Annotated in this window: 14 protein-coding genes; 8 read left to right on the forward strand and 6 right to left on the reverse strand. The window is 65.1% G+C overall.

What is annotated here, in order from left to right; translation table 11 throughout:
• Window positions 1-61: 61 nt before the first annotated feature.
• The 3 genes from AC1RMG_RS20125 to AC1RMG_RS20135 form a co-directional block, all read right to left on the reverse strand.
• On the reverse strand, window positions 62-787 hold the full coding sequence (locus AC1RMG_RS20125; protein WP_493170059.1) for an alpha/beta fold hydrolase: 726 nt from the start codon (window positions 785-787) through the stop codon (window positions 62-64).
• Window position 788: 1 nt separating this feature from the next.
• Window positions 789-1,607, reverse strand: a complete 819-nt coding sequence (locus AC1RMG_RS20130; protein WP_370059352.1) for an alpha/beta fold hydrolase — start codon at window positions 1,605-1,607, stop codon at window positions 789-791.
• Window positions 1,608-1,731: 124 nt separating this feature from the next.
• The gene (locus AC1RMG_RS20135) at window positions 1,732-2,625 is read right to left on the reverse strand and encodes a LysR family transcriptional regulator (protein ID WP_072452796.1); all 894 of its coding nucleotides are present in this window, start codon (window positions 2,623-2,625) and stop codon (window positions 1,732-1,734) included.
• Window positions 2,626-2,728: 103 nt separating this feature from the next.
• Here AC1RMG_RS20135 and AC1RMG_RS20140 point away from each other — a divergent pair, with 103 nt between their 5' ends.
• From AC1RMG_RS20140 to AC1RMG_RS20170, 7 genes are all read left to right on the forward strand, one after another.
• Window positions 2,729-3,397: an RraA family protein gene (locus AC1RMG_RS20140; RefSeq protein WP_401153802.1), complete on the forward strand. Its 669-nt coding sequence runs from the start codon at window positions 2,729-2,731 to the stop codon at window positions 3,395-3,397.
• Window positions 3,394-4,056: an RraA family protein gene (locus AC1RMG_RS20145; RefSeq protein WP_493170062.1), complete on the forward strand. Its 663-nt coding sequence runs from the start codon at window positions 3,394-3,396 to the stop codon at window positions 4,054-4,056. Before AC1RMG_RS20140 ends, AC1RMG_RS20145 begins: the two co-directional genes overlap by 4 nt.
• 2 nt (window positions 4,057-4,058) lie before the next feature.
• Window positions 4,059-4,682, forward strand: a complete 624-nt coding sequence (locus AC1RMG_RS20150; RefSeq protein WP_065363271.1) for an RraA family protein — start codon at window positions 4,059-4,061, stop codon at window positions 4,680-4,682.
• Window positions 4,679-5,890: a pyridoxal phosphate-dependent aminotransferase gene (locus AC1RMG_RS20155; RefSeq protein ID WP_493170065.1), complete on the forward strand. Its 1,212-nt coding sequence runs from the start codon at window positions 4,679-4,681 to the stop codon at window positions 5,888-5,890. The genes AC1RMG_RS20150 and AC1RMG_RS20155 overlap by 4 nt, the downstream gene beginning before the upstream one ends.
• Window positions 5,891-6,098: 208 nt before the next feature.
• On the forward strand, window positions 6,099-7,523 hold the full coding sequence (locus AC1RMG_RS20160) for an FAD-binding oxidoreductase (protein WP_123577670.1): 1,425 nt from the start codon (window positions 6,099-6,101) through the stop codon (window positions 7,521-7,523).
• A 25-nt stretch (window positions 7,524-7,548) separates the two neighbouring features.
• Window positions 7,549-8,496 carry a LysR family transcriptional regulator gene (locus AC1RMG_RS20165; protein WP_072444464.1) on the forward strand — a complete coding sequence of 316 codons (948 nt, stop codon included), beginning with the start codon at window positions 7,549-7,551 and terminating at the stop codon, window positions 8,494-8,496.
• A 48-nt stretch (window positions 8,497-8,544) separates the two neighbouring features.
• A complete protein-coding gene (locus tag AC1RMG_RS20170) occupies window positions 8,545-9,864 on the forward strand; it encodes an MFS transporter (RefSeq protein ID WP_493170068.1) in 1,320 nt (439 codons plus the stop codon).
• A gap of 90 nt (window positions 9,865-9,954) precedes the next feature.
• Here AC1RMG_RS20170 and AC1RMG_RS20175 read toward each other — a convergent pair whose 3' ends face one another.
• From AC1RMG_RS20175 to AC1RMG_RS20185, 3 genes are all read right to left on the reverse strand, one after another.
• On the reverse strand, window positions 9,955-10,434 hold the full coding sequence (locus AC1RMG_RS20175; RefSeq protein ID WP_337154915.1) for a DUF4265 domain-containing protein: 480 nt from the start codon (window positions 10,432-10,434) through the stop codon (window positions 9,955-9,957).
• Window positions 10,435-10,504: 70 nt separating this feature from the next.
• Window positions 10,505-11,191: a hypothetical protein gene (locus AC1RMG_RS20180; RefSeq protein ID WP_493170070.1), complete on the reverse strand. Its 687-nt coding sequence runs from the start codon at window positions 11,189-11,191 to the stop codon at window positions 10,505-10,507.
• Window positions 11,191-12,159 (reverse strand): hypothetical protein, encoded by a 969-nt coding sequence (locus AC1RMG_RS20185; RefSeq protein WP_493170072.1) that lies wholly within the window; start codon window positions 12,157-12,159, stop codon window positions 11,191-11,193. Before AC1RMG_RS20185 ends, AC1RMG_RS20180 begins: the two co-directional genes overlap by 1 nt.
• 348 nt (window positions 12,160-12,507) lie before the next feature.
• Here AC1RMG_RS20185 and AC1RMG_RS20190 point away from each other — a divergent pair, with 348 nt between their 5' ends.
• Entirely contained in the window at window positions 12,508-12,891 is a 384-nt protein-coding gene (locus tag AC1RMG_RS20190; protein ID WP_210458396.1) for a nucleotide pyrophosphohydrolase, read from the forward strand.
• The last annotated feature ends 22 nt before the right edge of the window (window positions 12,892-12,913 follow it).

Raw genomic sequence — 12,913 nt, forward strand, 5'->3', positions numbered from 1 at the left:
CGTAGGAGCCGGCTTGCCGGCGAAGGCGATCTCGGGGGCCCCTTCGCTGGCAAGCCAGCTCCTACAGGCCAGCGGTCGGGGTCAGCCAGTCGCGCAGCAGTTCGGTGGTGCGCTGGGGATGCTCCAGGGGCGGCAGGTGACCGCATTGCGCCAGCACTTGCAGGCGTGAACCAACAATGCCCTGGTGCAGAAACTGCGCTTCGGCCAGAGGGGTGATGGCGTCGTTTTCGCCCACCACGATCAGGGTCGGCACCTTGATGCTCGCCAGCAGCGGGCGGTAGTCCGCACGGTCGATGATCGCTTGTTGCTGGCGCACAAACCCCTCTTTGCCAATGACCAGGGCCATGTCCTGCACCAGTTTCGCCACCGGCGTGTCCAGGCAGCGCGGGTGCATCAGCCGCGGCAGCAGGTGCGGGGTCACGCCCTTGAAACGGCCCTGACGGGCCAGGGCCAGCAAGCCGCGACGCATCCGCGCCCGGGCCTCGTCGTCAGGGCGGGCCATGGTGTCGAACAGCGCCAGCTTCAGCACCCGTTCGGGGGCCTGGCGCAACATTTCCATGGCCACATAGCCGCCCATGGACAAGGCCGCCAGGGCGAATTGCGCAGGCGCCTGTTGCAGGGTCCGGCGGGCCATCTCGGCAATGCTGGCATCCAGGCTGAGGTCGGCAATCTGCACCTCGCGCTCTGGCCCCAGGGCCCGTGCCTGTTGCTGCCACAGGCGTTCATCGCACAAGAGCCCGGGCAGCAGGACCAGGGGCAATGGTTTGTCAGTGCCTGAACCCGGCATCTCAACCTCCATTGGCAGCCGCCTGGAACCGGGCGATGTGCTGCCACATCAGGCCCGGGTTGGAATACATGGGGAAATGCCCGCAGTCGGGAATCCGTGCCAGTTGCACACCCCGGGCCTGGAGCTGCGCCAGGTAGGACAGCCCGGCATTCTGCTCGCCGTACATGAACATGCGCGGGCACGGCAGGCCGAGAAAACGCTGCATCAGGTTGCCGTGATCGGATAGCTGGACCATGGATTCGAAGATGCCGCGAACCGCGCCTGCCCGCACCTTGTGCCCCAGGCTCGCGGCATACAGGGCACTGGCATAGGCCGGGGCATGGCGCGCGCGCTCAATGAAGTCGTCGAGGAAACGCTGCGCATCCGCCTCGGGGTAGTCGACAATCTGCCGGCTGAGGAAGCAGTCCTCAGGGGCGATGTTGCCTTCGATATCGACAAAGCTCAGCACCCGCTCAGGGCAGCGGTCCGCCAGCATCAGGGCCGTCAGGCCGCCCATGGAATGCCCCACCAGATGGAAGCGCTCGATACCGAGATGCTCCAGTACCTGCAACGCGGTCTCCAGCAGGAACGGGATGGAGATCCGCGATAGGTCCTCACACTGGCTTGCCCCACAACCTGGCGCGTCGTAAGCGATAAAGGGCTGGCCGGCGAAGGCCGAGTGACGGGTGATATCGGCGTAATCCTCCTTGGTGGAACCAAAGCCATGGAGGAACAGGATCGGCGCACGGGTGCCGCCGCGATGCAGGGTGGCGATTTGCAGGGGCACGCCGGCCACGTTCAGCGGCAGATGGGTGTGGGTGAACTCGGGGGCTGATGGCACGAAACAATCCTTGGGCTTCAGGCAGGCGCAGGCGACAGGAAGGCCAGTCTCGGGGTCGGCAAGCTGCCTGTAAATTCCCCATTGCAGAACACAGCCATAGGGCAAAGCTATAAAACCCCGCCACTCAGTTGGCGCCCTGGAACTGCGCCACCAGCGCCTGCACCAGGGGATTGGCCCGGGTCGAATTCCAGGCCATGGCGGTGGTCACCACGTTCAGCCGTTGGCTCAGAGGCCGCAGCACCACGTTGTCCGGCGCCACGGTCTTCAGCGAGGCCGGCACCAGGGCGATGCCCTGGCCACAGCTGACAAAGGCGATCTGCGAGGCCACCGAACGCACTTCATGCAGCACCCGGGGCGAGAAACCGCTGTCGCGGCAGGTGGCGATCAGGTTGTCGAAATACACCGGGCTGACCCGCCGGGAAAACATTACCAGCGGCTCGTTGGCCAGGCTCGACAGGCTGATGCGCGAACGCGAGGCCAGCGGGTGATCGGCGGGCAAAGCCACCGCCAGGCGGTCCTCGGTCAAGGGCAGCGAACGCACGCTGGCCCCCAGGTCGCCTTCCAGGCGGGCGAAGGCCAGGTCGATATCGCCGGCTTCCAGCGCCGGAATCGCCTCGACGCTGTCGATCTCGCGCACCGACACCGTCAACTGCGGATAATCGGCCTTGAGCTGTTCGATCAGCGGCGGCAGCACATCGAGCATGGCGCTGGTGATGGCGCCGATGGTCAAGAGCCCGGTCTGCCCCGCCACCGCCTCGTGCACCGCCAGCTCCAGGCGCTCCAGTTGCTCGGCGAACTTGCGCACCGCCGGCAGGATCGCCGCCCCCACCGGGGTCAGCTGCGCGCCACGGCGCGAGCGGTCGAACAGCTTGACCTTGAGGGCGTGCTCCAGCACCTGGATCTGCTCGGTCAGCGGCGGTTGGGACATGCCCAGGCGCTTGGCGGCGCGGCTGAAATTCTGTTCTTCGGCCACCGCGAGGAACAGCCAGAGGTGGCGAATCAGGCGGAAATTGATCATGGAAATTCCATAGGTTGAACGTATGAAAGGCTTCTGCGATTCGTAATATACCTATCAAGGCCCAGCCTCGACACTGGCACCTCCTTCACCACGGGAGCCACCCATGCCCAGTGCCAATTCTCTCCAGCGCCTTGCCGCACTGGACAGCAACACCGTCTCCGACGCCCTCGACTTCCTCGCCCTGCCCGGCGCCACCCTGGGCCTGCGGCCCTTGTGGAACTGCGAAAAAATCGTCGGCCGCGCCAGCACCGTACTGCTCGGGCCCAAGACCGACCAGCAGCCCACGGCGCACCTGATTACCCCGGTAGTGGAGCAGATTTGCAGCACTGACCGGGTGCTGGTGATTGCCGGAGGCCTGGAGGGCATTTCCTGCTGGGGCGACATCCTGGCCAATGCCGCGAGCGCCAAACAGGTTCGCGGCACGGTGATCGACGGCTACAGCCGCGACATCGACGGTAGCGCGGCCATCGGTTACCCGGTCTACGGCCGTGGCGTGACCATGATCAGCGCCCGCAACCGGGTGGTACAGCTGGCCAGCGCCGTGGCCATCGAGGTCGCGGGCACCTGGGTCAATGAAGACGACTACGTGATCGCCGACAACTGCGGCACGGTGTTCGTCGCCGCAGAGCATATCGAGCAAGTGCTGGAGCTGGCGGAACGCATCACTCGGCGCCAGGACGCCATGGTCGCCGCCGTGCGCAACGGCCGCTCGGTGGCCGAGGTGATGCACGACAGCCACTTCGACGCCATCCAGCAGGAGCCGGCCCGATGAACAGCCAGGACCAGGAACTGGTGGCGCTGTTCGCCGGCCTCGACACCCCCGGAGTCTCCGATGCCCTGGACAAGCTCGGCCTGCCGGGCCAATGCCTGGGCCTGATGCCCCTGGACAACTACCAACAGACGCTGGTGGGCCCGGCCTTTACCGTGCAGTACGTCAGCGCCAGCGTGCCACCGGGCACCGTGGGCGACTTTATCGACGACGTGGCGCCCGGGGACGTGCTGGTGATCGACAACGGCGGACGCAGCGACTGCACCGTGTGGGGCGACATCATGACCCAGTACGCCGGGCGGAAGGGTATCGCCGCCACGGTGATCGACGGCGTCTGCCGTGATGTCGGCAAGGCCCTGGGCGATGGCTACCCGGTGTTCAGCAAGGGCCGCTACATGCGCACCGGCAAGGACCGGGTGCAAGTGCAGGCCTTGAACCAGCCGGTCTCCATCGGCAGCGCCCGGGTCTGCCCCCGGGACATCGTAGTGGCCGACGCCAATGGTGTGGTGGTGGTGCCCCGCGAGCACGCCCGGGAAGTGGCCGCCTGCGCCCGCCGGATCGAAGCGGTGGAAGCCGATATCCGCGCCCTGCTCGACCAGGGCCAGACACTCAAGCAAGCCCGGGAAACCCTGGGCTATCACCAGTTGCAGAGGAAATCCTGAGCATGTTCAACGACCTCAAGGCCCAGGCCAAGCGCCTGGGCAGCTCGACCCTGTATGAAGCCAGCGGCCTGCCCTGCGCCGTGGACAGCCGAATTCGCCCGATCTGGGACGGCGCCTTCATCGCCGCCCCGGCCTTCCCGTTGCAGTGCTCCCCCGGCGACAACCTGGCCTTGCACCTGGCCATGGAGCGGGCGCCCCGGGGCAGCGTGCTGGTGGTGGCCACCGGCAATTTCATCGCCGGTTACTGGGGCGAAGTGCTGACCGTGGCCGCCGAAGCCGCCGGCGTGGTGGGCCTGGTGATCGACGGCGGCGTACGTGATGTGGCGGCGCTCAGGGCCCGGGGCTTCCCGGTGTTCGCCCGAGGCGTTTCAGTGCAGGGCACGGTCAAGGCCAGCGCGCCCTCGGTCGGCCAACCCTTCAACTTCAACGGCGCCGCCGTGGCCCAGGGCGACCTGGTGGTGGCCGATGATGACGGGGTGATCATCATTCCCCAGGCTCATATCGCCCGCACCCTGGCCGAGGGCGAAGCCCGAGCGCAAAAGGAAGCGCAGATGATGCAGGCCCTGGAGCAGGGCCATTCGACCCTGGAACTGATGCAACTGACGGCCTGGAGAACACCGGCATGAACACAGACCAGCAACGCCTCAACCAGCGCCTGGCCGCCACCCAGCCTTCAGCCACCTACCGCATCATCGACCGGGTGGCCGAACGCCGCGCCGCGGGGGCCAGGGTCATCTCGCTGTGCGCCGGCGAGCCGGATTTCGACACCCCGCCCCACGTGCGCCAGGCCGGCATCCAGGCCATCGAGCATGGCCACACCCGCTACACCCAGGTGGCCGGCAGCCGCACCCTGCGCGAAGCGGTGGCGGCCAAGTTCCGCCGGGAAAACGGCCTGGAAGTGGAGTGGCAGGACACCCTGGTGTGCAACGGCGGCAAGCAGGTGATCTACAACGCCCTGGCCGCCACCCTCGATGAGGGCGATGAAGTGCTGGTGCCGGCGCCCTATTGGGTCAGCTACCCGGAGATGGTCCAGCTGTGCGGCGCCACCTCGCGGATCATCCGCTGCGAGGCCGGCAGCGGCTTCAAGTTGACGCCGGCCGCCCTGCAAGCCGCCATCACCCCGCAGACCCGCTGGCTGATCCTCAACTCACCGTCCAACCCCAGCGGCGCGGTGTACCGCCGCGAAGAGTTGCAGGCCCTGGCCGAGGTGCTGCTCAAGCATCCCCAGGTGCTGATCCTGGCGGACGACATTTATGAACACCTGATCTTCGATGGCCAGGCCTTCCACACCCTGGCCCAGGTGGAGCCGCACCTGGCCCCGCGCACCCTGACCATGAACGGCGTCTCCAAGGCCTACGCCATGACCGGCTGGCGCATCGGTTTTGCCACCGGGCCGCGCTGGCTGCTGGCGGCCATGGAAAAACTCCAGGGCCAGCAGACCTCCGGGGCTTGCGCCATTTCCCAGCAGGCCGCAGTGGCGGCGTTGAACGGGCCCAAAGACTTTATCCTGCACAGCCGAGAGGTATTCCAGCGACGACGGGACTGGATGGTGGCGCGTTTGAACGCCATTCCCGGGCTCAAATGCGCAGTGCCGGCCGGGGCCTTCTACGTGTTTGTCTGCTGCGCCGGCTTGCTCGGCCGCACCTCCCCCGGCGGCCGGCTGCTGAACAGTGATGAAGACCTGGCCCATGCCCTGCTGGAGGAAGCCGATGTGGCCGTGGTCCACGGCAGCGCCTTTGGCCTGGGGCCCTACCTGCGCGTTGCCTACGCCCTGGATGACCCAGCGCTGCAGCGCGCCTGCGACGCCATCGAACGCTTCTGCACCGCCTTGTAGGAGCCGGCTTGCCGGCGAAGGCGATCTCGGGGGCCCCTTCGCTGGCAAGCCAGCTCCTGCAGAGACCTGCCGCCATCTGCCCCCGCGATAGCACCATCTCCAATCTGCACGACCCACCCTCTGCGTATGCAGTTACGATATGGGCAACTCCCTCCCCACCCCGGCCTGACCTTCCGTGCGGTGCGAACAACAAACCGGAGATTGCCTGATGCTGCCCCCTGCCCCCGATACCGCCCGACTCCAGCCCCTGCCCGTCGCCCTGGTGGATGAACTGACCACTATGCTGGGCCAACGCTTCAGCACCTCCGCCAGCGTTCGCGAGCACCATGGCCGGGACATCTCCGCCCTCGATCCGCTGCCGCCGCAAGGGGTGGCCTTCGTCAATCACCTCGACGAAATCATCGCCGTGCAGCAGGCCTGCCATCGCCACCGGGTGCCGATCATTCCCTATGGCAGCGGCAGTTCCCTGGAAGGCTGGCTGCATGCGGTGCACGGCGGGGTGTGCATCGATGTGTCGGCGATGAACCAGATTCTGGAAATCCGCGTCGACGACATGGACGTCACCGTGCAACCCGGGGTAACCCGCAAGCAGCTCAACGCTGCGCTGCACGGTACTGGCCTGTTCTTCCCCATCGACCCCGGCGCCGACGCCTCCCTGGGCGGCATGGCGGCGACCCGGGCCTCGGGCACCAACGCCGTGCGCTACGGCACCATGCGCGAAAACGTCCTGGCCCTGACCGCGGTGCTGGCCGATGGCCGAGTGCTGCACACCGGCGGCCGGGCGCGCAAATCCTCCTCGGGCTATGACCTCACCCACCTGCTGGTAGGCTCCGGCGGCACCCTGGCCACGGTGGCCGAGCTGACGGTGAAACTGCACCCGATTCCCGAAGCCATTTCCGCCGCGGTGTGCAATTTCCCCAGCGTCGACCAAGCGGTGCAAACGGTGATCCAGGCCATCCAGCTGGGGGTGCCGATCGCCCGTATCGAACTGATTGACGCCCTCACCGTGCGCGCCCTGAATGCCTACAGCAAAACCCGATTGAACGAGGCGCCGTCGCTGTTCTTCGAGCTGCACGGCTCGCAATCCTCGGTCCAGGAACAGGTGGAAACCATCCGCCTGCTGGCCGATGAACACGGCGGCCAGGACTTCGAATGGGCCGTGCACCCGGAAGACCGCAGCCGCCTGTGGCAGGCGCGGCACGACGGCTACTTCGCCGCCGTGGCCCTGCGCCCCGGCTGCCGCGCCCTGACCACCGACGCCGTGGTGCCGATCTCACGCCTGGCCGAATGCATCGAAGCCACCGCCGCCGACCTGCAGCAGCAAGGCTTGCTGGCGCCGATTTTCGGCCATGTCGGCGACGGCAATTTCCATGCGGTGATCCTGCTCAACCCCGACGACCCCGAGGAAGTGCAGCGCGCCGACGGCGTGGCCCAGCGCCTGGCGGAACGGGCCATCGCCCTGCAGGGTTCCTGCACCGGCGAGCACGGCGTCGGCCTGACCAAGCAGGCCTATATGAGCCTGGAGCACGGGCAGAACGCGGTGGACGTGATGGCGGCGATCAAGGTCGCCCTCGACCCGCGGCAACTGATGAACCCGGGCAAGATCTTCCCCCGCGGCCCGGCCGTCGACTAAGGCAGCGGCCCGCCAAGGAGCCAGCATGGAAATTCGCCAGCTGAAATACTTCGTCGCCGTGGTCGATGCCGGCAGCCTGTCCCGCGCTGCCCGGGAAGTGCACGTGGCGCAATCGGCCCTGAGCAAGCAGATGTCGGCCCTGGAAGCCGACCTCGGCGCGCAGCTCTTTCATCGCAGCAACAGCGGCATCCGCGTCAACGACGCCGGCAAACTGTTCTACGAATACGCCCAGGGCCTGCTCAAGCACCTGCAGGACGCCCGCGCCGCAATCAGCAGCGAACCCGGCGCCCTAAGCGGCTCCATCGTCGTCGCCCTGCCCCAGAGCGTGGCCAGCACCGTGGCCCTGCCGCTGATCCAGGCCGTGGCCCGCACCTACCCCAAGGTCGAACTGCACCTCAATGAAGAGCTCACCGGCAACCTGGTGGACCAACTGGTGCGGGGCCGGGTCGACATTGCCCTGTTCACCCCCATCGGCCTGCCGCCGCAAGTCAGCTTCAGCCCGCTGCTGGAAGAAGACTTCTACCTGATCCACCGCGCCGACGACCGCCACGCCCCGCCACCGGGCAGCGTCACCCTGGCCGAAGCCGTGGCCCGGCCGCTGGTGTTTCCCAGCCGCGCCCACAGCCACAGCACCCGGGCCTGCGTCGACCAGGCCCTGGAACGCCTGCACTTGCCACCGGCCCAAGTGGCCATGGAGGTCAACTCGGTGCACATCCTCAAGAGCGCCGTGGAGGCCGGCATCGGCCCCAGCATCATGCCGCTGAACCTGGCCCTGCGCGAAGTCGCCGAAGGCCGGCTGGTGGCCCACGCCATCCAGCCCCGGGAAGTCTTTCGCACCCTGGGCATCTGCGTCTGCGAAGCCCTGCCCGGCAGCAACCTGCGCAGCGCCATCGCCCACCTGATCGCCCAGGTGGTGCGCGACATGAGCCGCTCCGGCGAATGGCCCGCCACCCGCCTGCTGCCCGAGGCCTGAACCGCTGTTTCACCCATTGCTTCGACAACAAGAATAAAGAGGCTAGCCATGAACCCACCTGCCCCGCCACCTGCGGCTCTCGACGATGCGGCCCTGCACTCGGCCTACCGCAAGACCGCCTGGCGCATCATCCCGCTGCTGATTTTGTGTTACCTGGTGGCCTACCTGGACCGGGTCAACGTCGGCTTCGCCAAGCTGCAGATGCTCGACGACCTCAAGTTCAGCGAAGCGGTATACGGCCTCGGCGCCGGGATCTTCTTCGTCGGCTACCTGCTGTTCGAGATCCCCAGCAACATCGCCCTGCACCGCTTCGGCGCGCGGCGCTGGATCGCGCGGATCATGGTCACCTGGGGCCTGCTGTCGGCGGCCATGATGTTCATCGAAACGCCACTGACCTTCTACGTGTTGCGGCTGCTGATCGGCATTGCCGAAGCCGGCTTCTTCCCCGGCATCATCTTCTACCTCACCACCTGGTTCCCCAGCCAGCGCCGCGGGGTGATGACCGCCCTGTTCATCATGGCCCTGCCGATTTCCAGCCTGTTCGGCTCACTGATCTCGGGGCTGATCCTGCAACACCTCAACGGCGTCTCCGGCTATGCCGGCTGGCAATGGCTGTTCGTCATCGAAGGCCTGCCCGCCGTGGCCCTCGGTGCCGCGGTGTTCTTCCTCCTGCGCGACCGCATCGCCGACGCCCACTGGCTCACCCCCGAAGAGCGCTACGGCATGCAGGCCGCCATCGACCGCGAAGCTGCCAACAAACAGAGCCACCGCCTGCGCGACGGCCTGCTCAACCCACAGATCTGGCTACTGGGCGCGGTGTACTTCTGCCTGGTGCTGGGCCAATACGTCATCAGCTTCTGGCTGCCCACCATCATCCGCAACAGCGGTGTGCAACAGCCCTGGGCCATCGGCGTCCTCACCGCCCTGCCCTACGCTGTCGCAGCAGTGGCTATGGTCATCGTGGGCCGCAGCTCCGACCGCCATGGCGAGTATCGCTGGCACCTGGCGGTCTGCGCGGGGATTGGTGCGCTAGGCGTGGCGTTTGGCACCTTCTTTGGTGACAACCTGATACTGGCCATGTTCGGCCTGATCGTCGGCACCGCCGCCATGATCAGCAGCCTGCCGGTGTTCTGGGGCTTGCCCACTGCCGTAGTGGGCGGCGCGGCCGCCGCGGCGGGCGTGGCATTGATCAACACCCTGGGCAATGTGGCGGGGTTCTTCAGCACCATCGTGGTGGGCTGGCTGACCCAGGTAACGGGAAACACCCAGACCGCAATGTACTTCATGGCGGCCATCCTGCTGATCGGCGGCGGGCTGGGCTTGATGGTCAACCACGTACGCAAGACGGCACGACTACAAACTGCCTGACGCGCCCCCCTGTAGGAGCCGGCTTGCCGGCGAAGGCGTCCACAAGACCGCCCTCGCCGGCACAAATAACACCATCGCCGAGCACCTGAATCAGTCAAGCCACCAGTTCAACAGCGTCTCGTCCTCATCGTCATCGAGGTTTTTATAGACATTGGCGTAGTACCACTGGATCCCGGTTTGCTCACGAAAACCATCAAAAAACCTGTTGATGTTCTCCATCCCGTTTTTTGCAGGGACCGCCAACGCCAGCGTCCCCCCGCACACCCCATCCAAGGTCCCATTCAGCTCACGAATGACATCGCTTTCGAGTGCCGAGATCACCGCCGGATCAATGTAGTCGGCATAGATCTGAATGCAGAAATTCCCGCCCCGCTTCAGCACTTGCGCCGGCGCATCGGGATTGCGGATGGAAACGATATCGCCCCGCGCCAGGTTCTGCGCCAGCCCCGGTGAGGAGAGCAACTCGTAGGTATCCTCATCGATGCGCCGCGCCAGCAGCTCCTCGCGAACGGCGCCATCGTCATCGGCCATGTACACCTGAATCAGCACAGGGGATTGCTTGTCGTCCATACGGGGCTCCACAGTTTCCACGTTCAACACCTGACCCTTGTTCTGTTACCCAGCGCTTCCATCCCCTGCCTCAGGGCAACGGCTCAAAGCGCCCACTGCCCGCGTTCCACGCAAACCCCGGCAACGTGCAGTCCTGAAAGCCGATCCGCAACGGCTCCCCCTCAGCCTGCACCTGCAAGGTATCCACCCCCAGGTTGCGACACCCCGGCGCCGCAACCGCCAGGCTCTGCAGCAACTTGCCACTGGCCTTGTCCATCACCTCCACCGTCGTGATCCGCTGATCATTGCCCGGCATCGGCACCTGGAAATACCAGCGTTTGGTGGAAGCACTCTGCAACAGCGTGGTGACCGGCTGCGGCCACGAGCGATCCGAATCCACCAGGCCCACCAGCTTCAGCGCAATGGGCAAGGTCTTGCCCGTGCGATAACTGGTCCAGGTGCCGCGCACCTGCTCCTGCTGGCGAGAGTTCATCAAGTCATTGAACTGCAGACGCGCCACCGGCAAGCCCTGCTCGTCCAGCTCATCCATGGCCAGCACCTTGTTGCTGTAGCTGAAGGTCGGCTTGAGGCGGATCGGCGTGCGATAGCGCTGATAGGCATAGGTGCCCTGGTAGACCGCATTCTGGCTGCCCAGGATCAAGACAACCGCCTGCTTGCCCACCGTGCCCTCATACACCCCGTGGGACGCCTGCGCCGGCAACAGCCACAGCGCCAACACCAGCACCGCCAGCCCCCGAGCAACATCAAACCCACGCATCAGAAACGCTCCTCGCCCGACGACAGATATTCCAGCCGATCCGGGCTGATCACCCGGTAATAATCCCAACGCCGAGTGCGCTGGTCGTAATTGATAAAGTCCTGCTTGCTGAACTCCATCTGGCCACCGGGGGAAAAGCGCAGATCCCCCTCCACCGCGAACTGCTCCAACTGCGGATGGCGCAAGTATTTCCGGCGCTCACGGTTGTACAGGTAGTACTGAGTGGGCGAGCACCACAGCCGGCCATCCGACTCCGCCAGGCGATAATTCTGAGCCTGAAAATCAATCCGCGCCTCGGCCTGGAAATGCCCGAAAGTCAGCGTCCTGGTGCCGACCGGCGACAGGCACCACTGCCCACTGATCTCCTGCACCCGCCGCCCGGTGGTGCGGCTCATGACTCGAATACTGTCCACCCGCGCCACCTCCTCCCCGGCCTTGCGCGCGGCATGCACACTGAAATAGAAATCCCGATCGAACACCGGCTGCAGCAACTCCCCCTCAAACGCCTCCCGCTGACTGCCACCAAAGCGCGTCACCCGCTGCAACTGCAACGGCTGCTGCGTGCCCGTGCGCAGATCCACCAGACTGCCCTGCAACGCCTGCGCCCCCTCGGCGAACGGCTGCAACGACACCGCCGTCGCCGGCAGAGTCGGGTTGTCCATGATGTTGATCAAGAGCGCGGAGCCGGGATGGAAAGGCGTGGACTCCAACGCCATGGGCAGGCGCTCGGATTCGGAGAACCAGTAGCCGGACATACCGCCGCCGTATTGGGAGTCGTAGGTGAGCGCCAGTTCAACCGGAGTGTCGCCGAGGGTGCCGCGGTAGGTGGTGGTGGGGTTGGCTTGGGCGGCTGGGGTGAGGAGCCCGAGGCCGAGCAAGAGTGCGGCGGTCAGGCGGAACAGGAGGTGTTGCAGGTGACGCTGTTGGCCAGCCCTTGTTTGTGGACTGCTGCCAATGGGCTGGGGCATGCCTGCGCTCCTTGCGGTGGGGAAAAGGGGCGCAGGATAGCAAAAGTTAGGACGTCAGCCCCGGAATAGGTTTGTTTTCACGCTGCTAAAACCTTTAAAGGTTAAATAGCTCTGTATTCAAACAGCACAATCATTTTTTAGCCAACATCCTCTGGCAACACTGTCCCATTTGGTGTTGTTTGCTTTAGAAAATGGATACGTTTTGGCGGCTGAACAAGCTCCGAACCGTAATTCAACGAGTACCGGTAAAAAACCTTACTCAAAAATCGAAATCTCCTACAATCTTCCTTCCCATTTCTGACACAGCTCTCAGTCGCGCCAGCTGTAGTCAAACTACGAGGCAAGATTGTGAGCACTCTAGTTGCCCCCACTGAAGCACTAATCGACACCCATCGCCTAGCAACTGCTCTACAGCGCTTCGCAGACGATCGCGACTGGCAACAGTTCCACTCCCCCAAAAACTTGCTCCTAGCCCTCACCGGTGAAACCGGCGAGCTCTGCGAAATTTTCCAGTGGATGAGCGAAGCCGACGCCAAGGATGCAGCCAAACGTCCAGAAACCGCTCAAGCCGTGAAAGATGAATTGGCCGACGTACTCATGTACCTCGTGCGACTAAGCACGGTGCTGGGCGTCGATCTAAACGAGGCGGTGACAAACAAACTCGCGTTGAACGGCCAGAAGTACCCCGTCGACAAAGCCAAAAGCACCAGCAAGAAGTACGACCAACTCTGACCCCCTGGGCTCTAAGGACCAC

The sequence above is a fragment of the Pseudomonas sp. GW822-FHT04H02 genome, assembly GCF_058800645.1.